This window comes from Vogesella mureinivorans (assembly GCF_007644035.1).
GTDB lineage: Bacteria > Pseudomonadota > Gammaproteobacteria > Burkholderiales > Chromobacteriaceae > Vogesella > Vogesella mureinivorans.
Map to the genome: position 1 here is coordinate 181,046 of NZ_VMTV02000471.1, position 18,227 is coordinate 199,272.

19 protein-coding genes are annotated in these 18,227 nt (G+C 56.2%); 9 read left to right on the top strand and 10 right to left on the bottom strand.

Annotation, left to right across the window (positions count from 1 at the left end):
• The first annotated feature begins 48 nt into the window (after positions 1–48).
• The 4 genes from kdsA (at position 49) to FLQ44_RS13220 (ending at position 4,446) form a co-directional block, all read left to right on the top strand.
• A complete protein-coding gene (gene kdsA, locus FLQ44_RS13205) occupies positions 49–900 on the top strand; it encodes a 3-deoxy-8-phosphooctulonate synthase (protein WP_017506991.1) in 852 nt (283 codons plus the stop codon).
• Positions 901–985: 85 nt separating this feature from the next.
• A complete protein-coding gene (eno, locus tag FLQ44_RS13210) occupies positions 986–2,272 on the top strand; it encodes a phosphopyruvate hydratase (RefSeq protein WP_147694754.1) in 1,287 nt (428 codons plus the stop codon).
• Between the two features lie 2 nt (positions 2,273–2,274).
• Complete coding sequence (ftsB, locus tag FLQ44_RS13215; protein ID WP_017506989.1) at positions 2,275–2,571, top strand: cell division protein FtsB; 297 nt, start codon at positions 2,275–2,277, stop codon at positions 2,569–2,571.
• Between the two features lie 75 nt (positions 2,572–2,646).
• Entirely contained in the window at positions 2,647–4,446 is a 1,800-nt protein-coding gene (locus FLQ44_RS13220; protein ID WP_147694755.1) for a GGDEF domain-containing protein, read from the top strand.
• A gap of 85 nt (positions 4,447–4,531) precedes the next feature.
• Here the strand turns inward: FLQ44_RS13220 and FLQ44_RS13225 are convergent, their stop codons facing one another.
• The gene (locus tag FLQ44_RS13225) at positions 4,532–4,837 is read right to left on the bottom strand and encodes an RnfH family protein (RefSeq protein WP_147694756.1); all 306 of its coding nucleotides are present in this window, start codon (positions 4,835–4,837) and stop codon (positions 4,532–4,534) included.
• Positions 4,830–5,267: a type II toxin-antitoxin system RatA family toxin gene (locus tag FLQ44_RS13230; protein ID WP_017506986.1), complete on the bottom strand. Its 438-nt coding sequence runs from the start codon at positions 5,265–5,267 to the stop codon at positions 4,830–4,832. The genes FLQ44_RS13225 and FLQ44_RS13230 overlap by 8 nt, the downstream gene beginning before the upstream one ends.
• Positions 5,268–5,419: 152 nt before the next feature.
• Here FLQ44_RS13230 and smpB point away from each other — a divergent pair, with 152 nt between their 5' ends.
• The 5 genes from smpB to FLQ44_RS13255 all read left to right on the top strand — a co-directional run bounded on the left by smpB (position 5,420) and on the right by FLQ44_RS13255 (position 10,771).
• Positions 5,420–5,866 (top strand): SsrA-binding protein SmpB, encoded by a 447-nt coding sequence (gene smpB / locus FLQ44_RS13235; protein WP_147694757.1) that lies wholly within the window; start codon positions 5,420–5,422, stop codon positions 5,864–5,866.
• 2 nt (positions 5,867–5,868) lie between these two features.
• A complete protein-coding gene (locus FLQ44_RS13240; protein WP_147694758.1) occupies positions 5,869–6,210 on the top strand; it encodes a hypothetical protein in 342 nt (113 codons plus the stop codon).
• 59 nt (positions 6,211–6,269) lie between these two features.
• A complete protein-coding gene (gene guaA / locus FLQ44_RS13245) occupies positions 6,270–7,847 on the top strand; it encodes a glutamine-hydrolyzing GMP synthase (protein ID WP_147694759.1) in 1,578 nt (525 codons plus the stop codon).
• A 307-nt stretch (positions 7,848–8,154) separates the two neighbouring features.
• On the top strand, positions 8,155–9,345 hold the full coding sequence (locus tag FLQ44_RS13250) for a tyrosine-type recombinase/integrase (RefSeq protein WP_147694760.1): 1,191 nt from the start codon (positions 8,155–8,157) through the stop codon (positions 9,343–9,345).
• An 82-nt stretch (positions 9,346–9,427) separates the two neighbouring features.
• Positions 9,428–10,771 (top strand): hypothetical protein, encoded by a 1,344-nt coding sequence (locus tag FLQ44_RS13255; protein ID WP_147694761.1) that lies wholly within the window; start codon positions 9,428–9,430, stop codon positions 10,769–10,771.
• A gap of 71 nt (positions 10,772–10,842) precedes the next feature.
• Here FLQ44_RS13255 and FLQ44_RS13260 read toward each other — a convergent pair whose 3' ends face one another.
• The 8 genes from FLQ44_RS13260 to FLQ44_RS13300 form a co-directional block, all read right to left on the bottom strand.
• On the bottom strand, positions 10,843–11,097 hold the full coding sequence (locus FLQ44_RS13260) for a helix-turn-helix transcriptional regulator (RefSeq protein WP_439144928.1): 255 nt from the start codon (positions 11,095–11,097) through the stop codon (positions 10,843–10,845).
• 22 nt (positions 11,098–11,119) lie between these two features.
• Complete coding sequence (locus FLQ44_RS13265) at positions 11,120–12,397, bottom strand: type II secretion system protein GspD (protein ID WP_240801275.1); 1,278 nt, start codon at positions 12,395–12,397, stop codon at positions 11,120–11,122.
• Positions 12,398–12,435: 38 nt separating this feature from the next.
• The gene (locus FLQ44_RS13270) at positions 12,436–13,503 is read right to left on the bottom strand and encodes a zonular occludens toxin domain-containing protein (RefSeq protein WP_147694764.1); all 1,068 of its coding nucleotides are present in this window, start codon (positions 13,501–13,503) and stop codon (positions 12,436–12,438) included.
• Between the two features lie 4 nt (positions 13,504–13,507).
• Positions 13,508–13,822, bottom strand: coding sequence for a DUF2523 family protein (locus tag FLQ44_RS13275; RefSeq protein WP_147684334.1), 315 nt, complete (start codon positions 13,820–13,822; stop codon positions 13,508–13,510).
• An 8-nt stretch (positions 13,823–13,830) separates the two neighbouring features.
• On the bottom strand, positions 13,831–15,390 hold the full coding sequence (locus FLQ44_RS13280; protein WP_147694765.1) for a hypothetical protein: 1,560 nt from the start codon (positions 15,388–15,390) through the stop codon (positions 13,831–13,833).
• 95 nt (positions 15,391–15,485) lie between these two features.
• A complete protein-coding gene (locus FLQ44_RS13285) occupies positions 15,486–15,746 on the bottom strand; it encodes a hypothetical protein (RefSeq protein WP_147694766.1) in 261 nt (86 codons plus the stop codon).
• A 56-nt stretch (positions 15,747–15,802) separates the two neighbouring features.
• Positions 15,803–16,045, bottom strand: coding sequence for a hypothetical protein (locus tag FLQ44_RS13290; protein WP_147694767.1), 243 nt, complete (start codon positions 16,043–16,045; stop codon positions 15,803–15,805).
• A gap of 315 nt (positions 16,046–16,360) precedes the next feature.
• Positions 16,361–18,226, bottom strand: a complete 1,866-nt coding sequence (locus FLQ44_RS13300; RefSeq protein WP_147694769.1) for a replication endonuclease — start codon at positions 18,224–18,226, stop codon at positions 16,361–16,363.
• Between the last annotated feature and the right edge of the window lies 1 nt (position 18,227).

Genomic DNA, 18,227 nt, shown 5'->3' on the forward strand with positions numbered 1-18,227 from the left:
CAGACCCCTGCAGGACTTGCGGCCAACCTTGCCTTGAAAGGACACACCATGAAACTAGCCGGTTTTGAAGCAGGCCTGGACCAGCCACTGTTCCTGATTGCTGGCCCCTGCGTAATCGAAAGCGAACAGCTGGCCCTGGATACGGCTGGCCAGCTGAAGGAAATCACCAGCGCGCTGGGCATCAACTTCATCTACAAATCCAGCTTTGACAAGGCCAACCGCTCGTCCGGCAAGTCCTTTCGCGGCTTTGGCATGGAAGAAGGCCTGCGCATTCTGGACAATGTGCGTAGCCAGATCGGCGTGCCCATCCTGACCGACGTACACACCGAAGAACAGGTACCGCACGTGGCCGCCGTGGTGGACGTGCTGCAAACGCCGGCTTTTCTGGCGCGCCAGACCGACTTCATCCGCGCCGTCGCCGTCTGCGGCAAGCCGGTGAACATCAAAAAAGGCCAGTTCATGGCGCCTGGCGACATGAAACACGTGATCGACAAAGCGCGTGAAGCCGCGCTGGAAGCCGGCCTGAACGCCGACAACTTCATGGCGTGCGAGCGTGGCGCGTCGTTCGGCTACAACAATCTGGTATCCGATATGCGTAGCCTGGCCATCATGCGCGAAACCGGCTGCCCGGTGGTGTTTGATGCCACCCACTCGGTACAGCTGCCAGGCGGCCAGGGCACCAGCTCCGGCGGCCAGCGCGAATTTGTCCCGGTGCTGGCGCGTGCTGCCATTGCCACGGGTGTTGCCGGCCTGTTCATGGAAACCCACCCGGACCCGGCCTGCGCCAAGTCCGACGGCCCCAATGCCTGGCCACTGGGCCGCATGAAAGAACTGCTGGCCACGCTGCAAGCGATTGATGCCCTGGTAAAGGGCCAGCCCTTCGCAGAACAATCGCTGTAACAGGTTGACTCCACGGCCAACCTGCCCCAAGGTTGGCCGCACCGTATCCGGTTTGACTAACCTTGACACCCTGAAGGAAACACTCATGAGTGCGATCATCGACGTGATTGCCCGCGAAATCCTGGACTCGCGCGGTAACCCCACTGTTGAAGCTGATGTATTGCTGGAATCCGGCGTGATGGGCCGTGCTGCCGTACCGTCCGGCGCCTCCACCGGCGAGAAAGAAGCGCTGGAACTGCGTGACGGCGACAAAGGCCGCTACCTGGGCAAAGGCGTGCTCAAAGCGGTAGAGAACATCAATACCGAAATCTGCGAAGCCATCATCGGCCTGGACGCCTCTGACCAAGCCTTCATCGACAAGACCCTGATCGAGCTGGACGGCACCGAAACCAAAGCACGCCTGGGCGCCAACGCCATGCTGGCCGTGTCCATGGCCGTAGCCCGCGCTGCCGCCGAAGACGCCGGCCTGCCGCTGTACCGCTACCTGGGTGGCGCCGGCCCGATGGCCCTGCCGGTACCGATGATGAACGTGATCAACGGTGGCGCGCACGCCAACAACACCCTGGATATCCAGGAATTCATGGTTGTGCCGGTAGGCGCCCCCACCTTCCGCGAAGCCCTGCGCTGTGGCGCCGAAATCTTCCACGCGCTGAAAAAGCTGTGCGATAGCAAAGGCTACGCCACCACCGTGGGCGACGAAGGCGGCTTTGCCCCTAACCTGACCAGCCACGAAGAAGCCATCAAGCTGATTCTGGAAGCCATCGACGCCGCAGGCTACGTAGCCGGCCAGGACGTGATGCTGGCCCTGGACTGCGCCTCCAGCGAATTCTACAAAGACGGCAAGTACCGCCTGACCGCCGAAGGCCTGGCACTGAGCTCCGAGCAGTTTGCCGACTACCTGGAAACCCTGGCCAACAACTACCCGATCATCTCCATCGAAGATGGCATGAGCGAGCACGACTGGGCAGGCTGGAAAGTACTGACCGACCGCCTGGGCGACCGCATCCAGCTGGTAGGTGACGACCTGTTCGTGACCAACCCGTCCATTCTGGCCAAAGGCATCGAAGGCGGCCTGGCCAACTCGCTGCTGGTAAAAGTAAACCAGATCGGTACCCTGTCCGAAACACTGAAAGCGGTTGATCTGGCCAAGCGTTCCCGCTATACCAGCGTGATGAGCCACCGCTCCGGCGAAACCGAAGACAGCACCATCGCCGACCTGGCCGTGGCCACCAACTGCATGCAGATCAAGACCGGCTCGCTGTCGCGCTCCGACCGCATGGCCAAGTACAACCAGCTGCTGCGTATCGAAGAAGAGCTGGGTGATGCCGCCTACTACCCGGGTAGCAACGCCTTTTACCACCTGAAGAAATAATCATGCGCCGCCTGACCCTGATGCTGATCATCTTGCTCTCTGCCTTGCAGTGGCCCTTATGGCTGGGCAAGGGCAGCTGGCTCAGGGTCTGGCAGCTTGATAAACAGGTAGAAGAACAGCGTGCGGCCAACCTGGTACTGGTGCGCCGCAACGCTGCTCTGGATGCAGAAGTACGTGATCTGAAGCAAGGAACCGCCGCAATTGAGGAGCGTGCACGCAATGAGCTTGGCATGATCCGCAAAGGTGAGGTATTTTTCCAGCTTCTTGATACGGCCAATGCACCACCCGCGCAGCAATAGCGTATATTGACGCGCCTAAGGCCACTACCGATAACGATATAAATGGCAGGCTATAAAGGCTACAGGGTCTGGTCTATGACGACACACAATCCCATCGATACCGCACGGGAAACCCTCAAACAGCTCACCATGCGCAAGCTGTTGCCCACCCCGGACAACTTCGAGCGCGTCTACTGCGAAATCGCCCAAGTACCGCAGGATACCCGCAAGAACAAGCTGGCCGAGCTGATACTGCGCGCCTTCGAGAACCTGCCATCCGGCGACTCCAGCTACAAGATCGCCCTCACCAAACTGCGTAAAGCCATCGAAGACGAAAAGTGGGAGCTTATCCCGCAGCTCGTCATGGATTTATCCACACTGCACCAGCGCAGCCGTGAAGTGACCCAGAGCTGGGGCCAGCTGGTACTGGACCTGATCCGCGCCTGGGAAACCCGCACGCCCGAAATGGGCCAGCGCTATAAGCAGTCCGCGCTGGAACGCGTTATTGCCACCTTTGGCAATGCGCCAGACGAGCTCAATGAAAAGCTCGTCAATCTCACCAAAACCTGGCTACAGCCTGGCAGCAATAACAGCATCGGCATCGAAGTAGCAGGCCTGGACGACGAAGCCGATAGCCCTGCCGCGCCCACCACGCCAGCAGCTAGCGGCAATATTGTTGTCAGCAGCAACCAGTGGCGCGCCTGGATGGAAGTGCTGCAATACGCGCTGAAGTTCGGCATCGAACCACGCTTGGTGCACTACCCGGACATGATGCCGCTGTTCGACGAAGTACAGCAGGCACTGCAACACATTAATGCCGACGATGAAATCAGCAGCTTCTTCCCGCGTTTGCGCGCCTTCCTGATCCGCCTGGAGCTGATCTCGCAAGACGACAAGCGCCTGGTATCCGGCCTGTCCGGCCTGATGCAGCTGATGCTGCAGAACGTGGCCGAGCTGAACCGCTCCGACAGCTACCTGGTAGGCCAGATCGCCAGCCTGCAGCAAATCCTGTCGCAGCCCAATATTTCCATCCAGCACATTTACCAGCTGGAATCCAGCCTGAAAGAAGTCATCCACAAACAGGGCAACCTGCGCCATTCGCTGGACGAAGCCACCAGCTCGCTGCGCGCCCTGCTGGATACCTTCCTGGACAAGCTGTCGCTGATGACCGACCACACCGGTGATTTCCACCAGCGCATCAGCACCCATAGCGACCGCATCAAGCACTCGCAAAACGCCAGCGAGCTCACCGGCATCCTGCAAGACCTGCTGTCCGACACCGCCAGCATGCAAGACAACCTCAAGCAATCGCACAGCGAGCTGCTGGCTGCCAAACAGGATGTCCAGTCGGCACAAAGCCGCATCGGCGAGCTGGAAAAAGCGCTGGAAGCCGCCAGCGCCAAGGTGAAAGAAGACCAGCTCACCGGCGCGTTCAACCGCCGTGGCCTGGAAGAGCACTTCGACCGCGAAATCCACCGCGCCGAACGCAGCGGCCAACCTTTGTCGGTAGCGCTGATCGACGTGGACAACTTCAAGCAGCTAAACGACCGCTACGGCCACCTGACCGGTGACGATGTGCTGAAGTATCTGGTGGACATGATGCACCACAGCCTGCGCACCTCGGACATCGTGGGGCGCTTTGGCGGCGAGGAGTTCGTGGTGATCCTGCCGGACACCCCGGTCAACGAAGCCGTCGAGCTGGTACAGCGCCTGCAGCGCGAGCTGACCAAGAACTTCTTCCTGGCCAATCAGGACAAGCTGGTGGTGACTTTTAGCGCCGGCGTGGCATTGTGGCACCGCGGCGAGCAGGATTGCGACGTGATCGAGCGCGCCGACCGCGCCATGTACCAAGCCAAGCTGGCGGGTAAAAACCGCACGCTATCGGCGGAAAACTAAGCCCGCCCTACCCATGCAAAACGGCGCCGCGGCGCCGTTTTGCTTTACCTGCGGCCAACCTTTGGCCCCGCACGCGGCGAGCAGGCTAGTCGCCACCCTTTTTCATGGCCAGGCCGGCTTCCGCACGCTGGCGGCGCACCGCTTTCGGGTCGGCCTGCAGCGGGCGGTAGATCTCTACCCTGTCGCCTTCGCGCAGCAGCGCATCCGGCTTCACCGCCTTGCTGAAAATACCCAGCTTGAGGTTGGCCATATCGATATCGGCAAACTCGGCGGCCAAACCCGATGCCTGCACCGCCTGCAGCGCCGTGCTACCGGCAGCCAGCGTCAGGCGCACGATCTTCTGCCGCGCCGGCAGCGCGTAGGCCACCTCTACCGCAATGCGCTCAGTCATCGCCGTACACCCGGTCGGCTTCCTTGATGAACGCATCCACCAGCGTGCCGGAGATATGGCCGAATACCGGGCCGATAATGGTTTCCAGCAGCTTGCTGGAAAACTCGTAACTCAGGCGAAACTCCACCTTGCAGCCCACCTCGCCCAAGGGGTGAAAGTGCCAGCGCCCCTCCAGAAACTTGAACGGGCCATCCACCAGCTGCATCAGGATGGTAGACGGCGGCTGGTTCACATTGCGCGTGGTGAAATGCTGCTTCACCCGCAGGTAATCGATATGCAGGCTGGCCACCAGCGTATCGCCCTCGCGCGAGTGCTCCTCGCCCCTGGCGCACCACGGTAAAAAGCGCGGGTACTGGCTGACTTCGTCTACCAGACGGAACATCTGCTCTGGCGTGTGCGCCACCAGCACGTTTTTTTCGACGACTTGCATGGTTTAACCGGCAAAAGAAAGGTGGAAGGTTACACAATGCCCACCCCTGCGGGCAAGCCGCCGGGACAAGCCCCTGAATTTTCGGCACTTTGGCGAAAGCACCGAATCTGCTAGAATGCGCGATTCCCTGCAAACCTCTTTATCTGGCAGCCATGAGCATTATCGACAACCGCAAGGCCTTCCACGACTACTTTATCGAGGAACAACTCGAAGCCGGTCTGGTACTGGAAGGCTGGGAGGTCAAAGCGATTCGCGCCGGGCGCGTACAGCTGAAAGAAAGCTACGTCATTTACCGTAACGGCGCTTTCTACCTGTTTGGCTGCCACATCACCCCGCTGCAATCCGCCTCTACCCACATCAAGCCCGACCCGGTGCGCGACCGCAAACTGCTGCTCAAGCACGAGCAGATCAGCCGCCTGATCGGCAAGGTAGAACGCGCCGGCTACACCATGGTGGCGCTGAACCTGCACTTCAGCAAAGGCAATATCAAGGCCGACGTCGGCCTGGCCAAAGGCAAGAAGCAGCACGACAAGCGCGAAACCGAAAAAGAACGCGAATGGCAGCGCGAAAAACAACGCCTGATCCGCAACAAAGGCTAACCATGAAATCCAGCGCCTTCCAGCCGCTTATCCTCATCGTACTGGGCCTGCTGTGGTTCCTGAAAAGCAGCGCCCTGCTGCCCGACACCACCACCCTGCTGGCCCTGCTGCTGGCCGCCAGCGGCATCGTGCTGCTGGTGGTAGATGGCCTGACCAAATCCACTGTCGTTACCGCCCCCATGCTGATGTACGCCGGCGTAGCGGTTTACCTGTTTGACGAAGACAAACTGCGCCTGAGCCACATGCTGTCGCTGGGCATGATCCTGCTGGGCTTGCTGATGCTCATCGCCCGCAGCGACCGCATCCCGGAAAGACGCCAGCGCCGCGTAGCCGGTAACGACTAAAGTAAACGTATTCCAAGCATTACTGGCTACCTGCCAGTTTTTTACCTTCAAGGACAGTCATGGACAAAATCCTCATCCTCGATTTCGGCTCCCAGGTCACCCAGCTGATCGCGCGCCGTGTACGTGAAGCGCATGTTTACTGCGAGCTGCACCCGTTCGACATGCCCATAGACGAGATCCGTGCCTTCGCCCCGAAAGCCATCATTCTGTCCGGTGGCCCCAACTCGGTGTACGAGTCCGACTACCAGGCCGACCCGGCCGTATTTGAGCTGGGCGTACCGGTACTGGGCATCTGCTACGGCATGCAGTTCATGGCCCAGACCCTGGGCGGCAAAGTAGAAGCCGGCGACACGCGCGAATTCGGCTACGCCCAGATCCAGGCCCGCCACCACTCCAAGCTGCTGGAAGGCCTGCAAGACCACGTAGACGACGCCGGCAACGGTTTCCTGGACGTCTGGATGAGCCACGGCGACAAAGTCACCGCGCTGCCAGCCGGCTTTAACGTGATTGCCGAAACCCCGTCCTGCCCGATCGCCGCCATGGCCGACGAAGCACGCGGTTTCTACGCCGTACAGTTCCACCCCGAAGTCACCCACACCAAACGCGGCACCGAAATGCTGCACCGCTTCGTACTGCATGTAGCTGGCGCCAAGCCTAGCTGGACCATGCCGAACTACATCGAAGAAGCGGTACAGAAAATCCGCGACCAGGTCGGCGACGAAGAAGTCATCCTCGGCCTGTCCGGCGGCGTAGACTCGTCCGTTGCAGCGGCCCTGATCCACCGCGCCATCGGCGACCAGCTCACCTGCGTCTTTGTCGACCACGGCCTGCTGCGCCTGAACGAAGGCAAGATGGTGATGGAAATGTTCGCGCAGAACCTGGGCGTGAAAGTGATCCACGTCGATGCCACCGAACAGTTCATGAGCAAGCTGGCCGGCGAAGCCGACCCGGAGAAAAAACGCAAAATCATCGGCGGTGAATTCGTCGAAGTCTTCCAGCGTGAATCCGGCAAGCTCACCAACGCGAAATGGCTGGCCCAAGGCACCATCTACCCGGACGTAATCGAATCCGCAGGCGCCAAAACCGGCAAAGCCCACGCCATCAAGAGCCACCACAACGTGGGCGGCCTGCCGGACGACATGAACCTGAAGCTGCTGGAGCCGCTGCGCGACCTGTTCAAGGACGAAGTACGCCAGCTGGGCGTCGCCCTGGGCCTGCCGCACGACATGGTGTACCGCCACCCCTTCCCGGGCCCGGGCCTGGGCGTGCGCATTCTGGGCGAAGTGAAAATGGCATACGCCGACCTGCTGCGCCGTGCCGACGCCATCTTCATCGAAGAGCTGCGTAACACCATCGACGAAAAAACCGGCAAAAACTGGTACGAGCTCACCAGCCAGGCATTTGCCGTGTTCCTGCCGGTAAAATCGGTAGGCGTGATGGGCGACGGCCGCACCTACGACTATGTGTGCGCCCTGCGTGCCGTAGTTACCAGCGACTTCATGACCGCACACTGGGCCGAGCTGCCGTACAGCCTGCTGGGCCGCGTGTCCAACCGCATCATCAACGAAGTACGCGGCCTGAACCGCGTGGTTTACGATGTATCGGGCAAACCGCCGGCAACCATCGAGTGGGAGTGATTCCGCGTCTGGCAACAGCTGGCAAGGACTAGCACCAAATACCCCTGAAACCCGCATTCGTGCGGGTTTTTTCATGTCTGCGTCTGGCAATGACTGGCAACAGCTGGCAATGCCAAGCACTTACTTTTCGTGGCATCGAAGTTGGTATGCTGGGTTCGTGATGCCATGAACTTCGTTGATACCATGCCAGGGCAAAGCTCCCGCGCATGGTACAAACTTCTGCAGAATCCTTGTGCCACGGGCCTTGCAGGCCGATTTCCGGCCCCGTTTTCATCATGGTATCGGCAACCCTAACCTGGACCCTTCCATGCTCACTGATACCAAACTGCGAAACCTCAAGCCACAGGCCAAAATGTACAAGGTCGCTGACCGTGATGGCCTCTACGTAGCCGTCACGCCTGCAGGTGGCATTTCCTTCCGCTACAACTACTCGCTGAACGGCCGCCAGGAGACGATGACCTTCGGCCGCTATGGTCTGGGTGGCATCACGCTGGCAGAAGCGAGAGAGCGGCTTGGAGAGGCCAAAAAGATGATTGCGGCAGGCAAATCACCAGCCAAGGAAAAAGCGAGGGACAAAGCACGGGTGAAGGGGGCGGAAACCTTCGGTGCCTGGGCAGAAAAGTGGCTACGCGGCTACCAGATGGCCGACTCCACCCGCGACATGCGCCGTTCCATTTTCGAGCGAGAGTTGAAGTCCAAATTCGGCAACCAGAAGCTGGCCGAGATCAGCCATGAAGACCTGCGCATGCTGACCGATGCCATCGTGCAACGTGGCGCACCGGCAACGGCGGTACACGCCCGCGAGGTCGTGATGCAGGTGTACCGCTGGGCAATCGAGCGTGGCCAGAAGGTAGAAAACCCTGCCGAGCTGGTAAGACCTGCCAGCATCGCCAAATTTGAACCACGCGACCGCGCACTGACTCCGGACGAAATCGCGCTGATGTACCAGTACCTGGAGCGCATCGGTACCACGCCATCCATTCGTGCAGCCTGCAAGCTGCTGTTGCTGACAATGGTGCGCAAGAGCGAACTGACCAACGCTACCTGGAGCGAAATCAACTTCAGCGAAGCACTATGGACAATTCCCAAGGAGCGGATGAAGCGCCGCAGCCCGCACCTGGTGTTTTTACCCAGGCAAGCGGTGGATATTCTGATTGCACTCAAAACCTTTGCTGGCGGTTCAGCATATGTATTGCCATCACGTTATGATATTGACAAGCCGATGAGCAGTGCGACGCTTAACCAGGTACTGACGCTGACCTACAAGCTGGCACAGAAGGAAGGTAAGCCACTAGCCAAGTTTGGCCCGCATGACCTGAGGAGGACAGCCAGCACGCTGCTACATGAAGCTGGCTATAACACTGACTGGATTGAAAAGTGCTTGGCACATGAACAGCGAGGTGTCAGGGCTGTGTACAACAAAGCTGAGTATCGAGAGCAACGCACGTCCATGCTGCAGGACTGGGCAGATATGATCGAAGGATGGATACTGAAGTAATTCAACGTGTAATTAGCATTACCTATCCAGCAATCATGCTTTATATCGTCAAAATAGACAAAATCTAAAATTGAGGCAATGAATGAACTTCCAAGAATTTAAGAGAAACGCCAATAAATTTAACGTTTTTAGAAAATCTGATATCGCTGGCAGCTATCACTTTCCTACAGCCACGGTCTCATTCGAGAGCCTTGAAAGTCGAGACATAGATGCTATCGTTCAGCTGCGTGAAAAATTAATATCAAAAACACAGCTTTCAGTGCAAGAATATGAATCCATAGCAAAAGTAATGCCGCTTGCCTTTCACGAATATACCCACTTCATCGATAGCACCTCAACCGTCTGGGGGATGAAATTGCTGTCCTTGATGAACGCAGCGTACTTGAGCAACGACAATTACCAAAGAGATGAATCTCAATTCTGGCAAGCAAAAATATTTTACGACTTCCTACGAAGCATAGCACTACCTGACTACTACACACACAAGCACAGTCCTGTATCCAGTCGGCCTTGGATGGCGACAATCACTGCCGGCCAAATTTTTGATAAAGACGGAAAGATCACAGACCGTACCATCTTATTTCAGCGGTTTCATAATGCAGAAGGTGGACTTATGGTTAGATCTCCACTTTCAAGCGTATCTATTCTTGAAGCATCTGCAATGGCTCAGGAAATAATGTCACGCATGGCTTTCAGCTTTGGATTGGACAATGACAGCTATATTGTTGAGAGAAAGAAGATATCTCAGGAAGCGGTAGACTACATCTATAATCCCAATCTAACTGAGTACTCAGTTTGCGCTCATCTTGCAGCTAATATGCTCGGCACTTCAGACATAGCGATTGCGTTCGCAGTATCTTCGGTATTGACGCGTGTATGCCTCAACCTAACAGATGCAGCGTTCGATTCGCTGGCAGCGAATGAAAATCTCATGGATCTAGTCATGTTACCGGACGAAAACGACTTTAGTGATCGGATACGTGATGGACTACGATTAAGAGACTTAGGAACCGCATTTTATATTATGACGAGATGCCTTCCACACAATCCAGAATTGACCAAAAAAGATGTTAATGAAACCGTAATACAAGCAATTAAAAAAACTGGAATCGACCCCACATCGATACATGCCAACGCCATTGCCTTTGGAAAATCAATTAGAGATGAACTAAAAGGCAGCCCAATCAAGCCTATTCGCTGGCTCTCTGAAGCTGGGTTAAATAATTTGAGCAAAATCAACCCACTATCTCACACCATTGATTTTCATGAACTCGACCTACCAAAATCAATTCTTGGAGATTCAAGTGAATTTTTCATATTAGGCAACCCCAAATCCCCATTAGCAAATAAAAACATCGACTCTATCTGCGACCCTCTACTTGATGGACAACTTTGGATTGAACGCTTCGCAGAAGGTTGTTGCTAAACACGTACTATACAATCGAAGAGTCAAATCATATATCTTCGCATTTAAATAAAACATAAGGCTCATTTAATTTAAACATTAATCAATGGGGGCTGTTCACCCGTCGCGAGCCATAAAATGAAGTCAGAAGGAATGGACTGTTTGCTCGATGCCTTACGCGCCTCAATCCAAGCTTCGACTTCTGCTAAATCCCAAGCAACATTTCTAGTGGTAAGCGCAATGCGGCGCGGAAAATCTCCGCGCTGCTCCAGGTTGTAGATGGTGCGCTCCGACAGCGGAATCATGGCCAGCAGCGTTTTACGGTTAATCAGGACTTTGGTTTTCATCTTGCGTTGCATTGGTGCCATCTCAGATTTTGGTCGCTTGTAGCAGCAGCAGGACTTCTGTTCTGTTGCTGGACTGACTGTTGGTACGCATGAACTTTGGCAGGAAGGACAGCCCCGAGGTGCCTTGGCTGTCCTTGTCGGTAGTCAGGCCACCCAGCACGATCAGTTCCCCATCGGCAGCAGATACGGTCGTTGCCAGTGCCCTTTTGGTTAGCGTCGGAGAGTTGTTGACGCCGGTTTCGGTGCGGCCGAAGTCGCTGATCTGCTGATCGACCGTCATCTCTACGGATGCTCCCCGTACAACAGGGGACAAACTGAGAATGACGCCGGACGAGCGATATTCCACTGATTGCACGGCAGCACCCCCGCCCTGGGGAAAGCTGACGTTGCCAAGCGTGGGTACGTCCTGACCAACCGTTAGCCTGGCAGCCGCGCCTGACTTGACTCGCAGCCGCGGCGTAGACATCACCTTGAAACGGGAGTCACCCGCCAAGGCCGACAGCGCCATTTCGAAGTTGGCCGCCTTGAACGTCACCGCATTGCCCTGTGCGGCCTCTGTACCAATGTTCACCCCTAGCTTGCCGCCCAGCAGGTTCAGCGCCAGAGAGAAGGCTGTGCCTTCGTTCATGCCGGTACTCACTTCGTACACCACCGCTTTAACTGCAACCTCTCCGCTGGCTGTATCCACTTGCGGTAGCAGCGTTTTCAGCTTGGCAATCTCATCGGCTGTGCCCTGAAAAATCATGGTGTCGCCGTCCTGGTCAATCAGTGCAGATGCAGAGGTTGGCGACGCGTTGGTATTGCCCACCTCGATCTTGGCCCCTTTTGGGGCATGCACAGTGCGGGACACGGTAAAGCCACCACTGCTGAATAGCGGTGTCAGTAAATCGACCAGGTACGACATGGCACGATGCTGTGGGTGGTAAATAAACACTTCCTGACCTGCTACAGGCTTGTCCTGAGCCGGCTTGGACGTGACGAAATCCACCCCGCCACGGCTTTCAATGGCGAAACCCAATACGTCCAGAAAATTGCCCAGGAACTGGCGCAGATTGCCCTTGGACGAATCGAAGCGGAACGACACAAGCCGCTCATCTTTCAGCACAGCAGGGTCAATCACGTATGGCTGCTTGAGCGCATCGGCGTAAATCAGGCCGATAACCTGGGCAACGCTAACCTGGCGGAAATCGAAGCGGGTTGTCTTGGCCCCTTGCGGTATGACCAAATCGGTAATGGCACCATTTGGCAATACAGGTGCTGCAGCAAATGCCTGGCTGATGCACATCACCAGGATGGCCATTGATCTGGCGGGACTGATATTGCGATGAGTGCGTAAAGTCATTTGCTGGCCCCCACTACCTGACGTGCTGATGAGCCTGACCAGTACGCAACTGCTTCCCCATCGACGTGGCCGACCATTGCCGCCCCCTCCCCGTTGAACATGGATGGCGACTCCATGCGCAAGCGACCGCTTTCGTCTGCCACGATTACCCAGCGGGCTTCCTCTGTTTCAAACCGGCCCACCACGCGCCATGCTTCCGAGAAGGTAAGCTCAATGTCTGGGGGGACAACTGGGGCGGCAGCAGCGGTGGCCCGAGTCGAACCTGACTTGTTTTGCTTACTTACTTCGGGCTGTTCTACCGCTTCTTTGGGGTGAAAAAAACGCCATGCCCCCAAGCCAGCAGTGGACGTAGAGACAACAAGGGCAGCCACATAAGCCCACAAGGTAGGATTGGCCAGAACGTTCTGCCGCTTGTCGATGGCCTTTTCCATCCCCATCCCGCCGGTATAGCTCTGGTACAGCGGGAAGATATCGGCGTTGTACTTCTTCTGGCGGTCATCAATGCGAGTCTTGCTGCTCAGCTTCCAGCCTTCATAAATCTCCACCCGATAGCGCTTACTCAACCCAAGGGACTTGAGCTTGCACATGCGGAAAGTGAACTCGATGACATTTCTCACTGATCGATGCAGCCCTGTAATGTCCTGTGTCATCAGCACTACATCGCAAGTTGTGCCATTTTTTGGATTAACGTAGTGGCGGTGCATTCTGAAGAACTGCATGTGCTCATGGCTCAATTTGCCGTTGTCTACGCCCCAAAATCGCCAAGCCTCATCAATCGCTACCAGATCACCGCCCTGCACTACAGACTCAAGCTCCGGCCTTTCTTCATCAGGGAAAAACTGTGGCTGCATGATGCGATCATTTGTTACATGCACGATCTGGCCAAGCGTATCTGCATCGGCCTTGCGCTTGCTCACCAGGTATTCATGAATCCTGTCCTCACTGATACCGGCCACATTGGTCACCACCCGCCGTCCCTGCTCTAGTTCATCCAGAATCACTGACGACACCACTTCAAAAGACTTGCCGGAACCCTGCAGGCCTACGTATGCATTGATTGCCATGTGCTTAACCTATGACCGGAATTCGGCGGATGATGAAACGGGTGGCGTATGCGGAAAGCACCGTTGAAATGCCGGTGGAGATGCTGAACAAGTCCAGGAAGTACCACACCGAAGGCGGCAGGCCAGAAAACGCACTGGAGAGTGCCGAAGCCTGCGTGGCACCTGGGTATAGATCACTGGAAATCAGTACCGCAACGAACTCCTTCACCACGAAAAACAAGGCAAAGAAGGTAACGAACTTGACGATGGCCGAGCGCAGGACAAAGCCAAGCATCGTCCGGAGTGCCGACATCAGAATGCCGAATAGTGCTGCAGGCATGACTTACCTCACGCAGATAACAGAATGAGCAACCCGACCACCAGCCAGACAACCAGCATGGTTGCGGCCAACTCTTCGCGGTACTGCTCGGCAATCACACATTGCGCATCCATCACGATGGTCTTACCGAACAGGTCGAATGCCGGCTTTGGGCACTGGGCGGCATGCCCTGGCGTTTCAAAGCTGCGTAACTCAGGAAACAGGGACAGCAGTGGCTGCAAGATGGCATCAGCACCAGGCACCTCTTCTAACGTCGGGTCTGGCACATTCGGGTCCTCGCCCAAGTCGGGACGAGTCGAAGTGCTGGAACCTGGATTAGTGCCCGGATTCGTGCCGGTACTGCTGCCAGGCTGGATAGAGTGCGAGATAGGTACGCCTGCTGTATCTCTCGTAGGGTTGGCCGCAGGCCGCAGCAAGTCGCCAAGCGTAGGCATGGCGTTAGGGTTGGCCGCTTTCCATTCAGTCACATCAGATGACGTTACTGGCTCGGCTGCGCTATAGGGCAAGCCTTCATAGCCAGGCGCCGCAGCAGCACGCTTCCAGGCTTCATCCGCGAGGCGTGCCAATTGGGCATCGGGCATCGGCACCGCTTTCTGCGCATCGGTTATGGCGGGGTAAGCGTCGGTAAGATTGCTGAACGCTTTGGGGATAGGGGCTGTGTTGCCTACCACCCACTCCGTCAACTTCCTAGATTCATAGGTCGTAACGCTTGGCTGGGTTTGGGTATTGCCGCTGGCGTCTGCTGTGTCGGGAGGCTTACGTGTGACGACATAGGAACCGTACAGGTCATAGCCACCACCTGTAGCAGGGAGGTAATACGCAGAGCTGAAGCTCTTGCTTACTTTGCTGCCATCAGCCCAATTCCACACCCCTAGCCTGCTGAGTTGTGCCGAGTAGGCAGATTCCAGGCGGGTGATTTCGGCAAGGGAATAGGCAATGGTGATGTAGTCGCCACCTTCACTGAGAAAAGGAGCGTTTGCGCGGTAGCCTGCAGGAGCCGCGGGGAAAGACAGACAATCGCCACCGTAGTCACAGAGGCCTTTGTAAACAATCAGCCCAGCCGTCAACGCCAGCTGACCGTAACTTGGTTCCGGTGCAGGTGGCACTGCTGGCGCAGTGTAAGCCGGCTTTACCGGCGTGCTTTGGGTCTGAATGGAAACCGATGACGACACTTGGCTGATGGTGACTTTCTGCAGGCCATCAGACGAAAAGTAGTAAGCCCCTAAAGCGGTAATGCCCAGGCCTGCGGCGATGGTCAGCCAAAGCGGCGCACCTGCCAGTGCCAGAGCACCACCTGCCACCGTTGACGCGACGTTCACCGCTGTCATCTGGCTGCTGATACCTGCCATCGTGGCTTTGTAGACAGGATCATTCGCAGCCTTGGCCAGCCATACCGCATCATTTGCGGCCACGCCTTGCGCGGCTGCTATGCGGTTGGCGATGATGCCACCAACGGCACGATTGACTACGTAGTTTTCTACCGGCGCAAGAACGGCATTTGCCGAAACCTGGTGTGCAAATACCGAGATGAGGCAAGCCAGTAGAATGCCTTGTTTCCAGCGTTTCATGATTCGTTCCTACTGGTCTGAAATACCCTTGACGACCGCCCACCCGCAAGCGATGCCCCAAGCAAAAATAATCAGGTACCACAGCTGGGTAATGGTCATTTCCAGCCTCTTGGCTTGTCGGTAGGCAAAGCGCTTTGTATTGCACAATACAAACAAGCCACTACCCCGAAAAAGAAGGCGGTGAGTTCCCAGGCAAAGACCATCCAGTACGCCAGCGTTGCCTTCCATTGAGGGAAGTCTTCAAAGTCGTCTTGTAGCGTCAGCTCGATACGTGAATAAATAAAGGGCATGGCCAGAAGGTAGAGAATCACGATGGCTATGGCGGCCAGCTTTGCATGCTCAAGAACAAATGCCATGAATACCCCCTGCAATTGAAGAAAGGGGGGCAAAGCCCCCTTTCCTGATGCGCGACTTAGCGGCCGCGAATCATGCCAAGAACGGTCTTGGCACCTTTGATGGCGATGTAGACACTGGCCAGCAGGCCTGCGATGGACAGCACTGCAGTGATGGTGGTGCTGAAATCCACCGCGTTGGTCAGGGACGACAGGTCCGGTGCAGTGCTACCGCCACCGGCAGCCTGGGCAACGGGAGCGAAAACGGCAGCCGCAGCTACCACGATGGCCAGCTTGGCCTTGGTGAAGAATTGCTTACGCATAAGTACAGTCCTTGAGTTGAATGCCGGAAAACGCCGGCGCGTTGACGCATCAGCCTCGGCGAATCATGCCGAGTACCAATCCGATTCCATGCGAAACGAAATACAGCCCAACCACTGTCGAAAAAGCGAGCGCCCAAATTGCTGACGCGTAGCCGTAATCGAAGGGAGCTGTTGCCGCCTCAAAATTGTTCTGTTGTGATGGGTCGATTACATACGCCTGCACTACCTTGCTGGTTTCACCAGCTGGGCAAGGGGCGCGATTGGGCTTGCCCTGCGTGCAAATGACCACGCTGACTGTTTGGCCAAGTGACATGGCTAACCGCTCTGAAAAACTGGGTTCGAGACACGCCATTGAGCCTGGTGGTATTCACCGAGTCCTAGCTCTGGCTGGCGAGACATCTCTAAATCGGTGCTGGGGTCGGTCTCTGGCTCCAAGGCTAGGACTGAGCTTGAAATTACTAATGTTCTAGCTGTCGAATGGCTGGCGATTCCGCCAGCCGCGTGAGCGGTACAGTTATTGACACGAGTCCAAGGCTCGCTACGCTCGCTTTTGGGCGCAAATTCAACGCTCCACTCATAGATACGAGTCCGTACAAATAGACCATCACCAATATCCACCAAGCCGAGAATGCGAATGCCCTTTTCTTCGCCATAGCGATTCACAAGGCTAGTTTCACGACTAAGTCTGAAAGGCAAATCGGCAAGTCTCAGCCCAGTACCGCCAAGAATTCGGACAAATTCAGCCCAGTCTCCCGCATCAGCAGCCATTGCCGCTCGCATGATGATGTCGCTATCTATGACAATCCCAGGGATGGAAAAAAGGCGGCGGCATTCACGCCAGTACGTTGCGGGTGCAACTCCGATCTGCTGAAACTGGCGGTGCCCCCAGCACCATGCCCAGGCCAAAACACGCTCTGCCCCGATAGGAGTTTCAACATCATCAAAATTTTTACCAATGGGCTCCCCGTTACTTTTGAATCCATCGATGTTTTTGCAGACATACTTGATGATGTATCCGGCAGCTGTACCACGCGACCAATCAATCTCCTTGCACTTGAATCGCGGGGTAATGTCATTGCCCAGCTCAGCCTTATCTTCACGAGTGGCATAGTCGGCAAAAACGTCAACCATCTCGGCCGATTGAGCATCCGAAACAAACAGTAGAAGGTGCCAGTGTGGCGTACCATCGTGATGTGGCTCAGCAACCCGAAAACCGTAGGGAGCAATTCCACGGCGGTGCAGTTCGGCACGAATACGGGCAAAAACACCAGAAAGGTACTGCTGCGCCTGACGGGGAGTGGCACCACAGTATTTTTCGTTAGCTACAACCTTGCGCTTGCCAAGCTTTCGGAAGGCATGAAAACGAGAAGGACAGGTAATAGTGAGAAATAGGCCTGCATGGCCAAGAGTACGGGCGATAGTCTCAAAACCCGCAATACGGGTCATCAACTCTGCTCGACGAATATCAGGGTTAGATACCGACAGGTCGGCTAGTTCGGCCAGGGTGTACTGCTGCCCCAACTCGTTAAAAGCCAATAAGCCCTCCAGGAGCGCACGATTACGGCAGCGCTGTCCCCTGAAGCGAGCCAGGGTCTCATCCGACACATAGAGTCCAGCCTTCTGGTTAACGAGACCAGAACGAATAGCTTCGGTCTCAACCTTACGCGTGATTCCCTTACGGAAAACCTTGCGCCAAAAGGTTTCATCAATGAGCCGAGCAAAGATCGACTCAGCCGTTACGCCCTTCACACCAAGCTTGGGCAGGCGCGTACTACCATCAGGAATATCATCACTCCCGTGTAAGTACACATCGCGTTCAACCAGGTAACTGCGTAGGAGTTCCAGCAATTCACCGAAGCTTTTTCCCTTGTGTATCCGCTGGAAAAGCTGCACATAGTCGGCAGTCTCCTTAGCTTCTTCACAAAGATCTTTGTCGGTAGCATTCAGGTTCAAGCGACCAGCAATATCACTAAAGTGGTCACGGCAGTCTTGAACATGCAGGTTTGCAGCACGACGGGCATCCCCGTCGTACTTGAACCCGTTTGAAAAGAGAATCTTGTTGTGCTGACGTCGAATACCCTTTGCAAGCGCAGCAGGGATGCGGCGAAGCCAGTGACTGACCCGCTCGCGGTCTTGCTTCAGGCAAGCGCGGCGGTATTCGAGCGACAGCGGAGTCAGCATG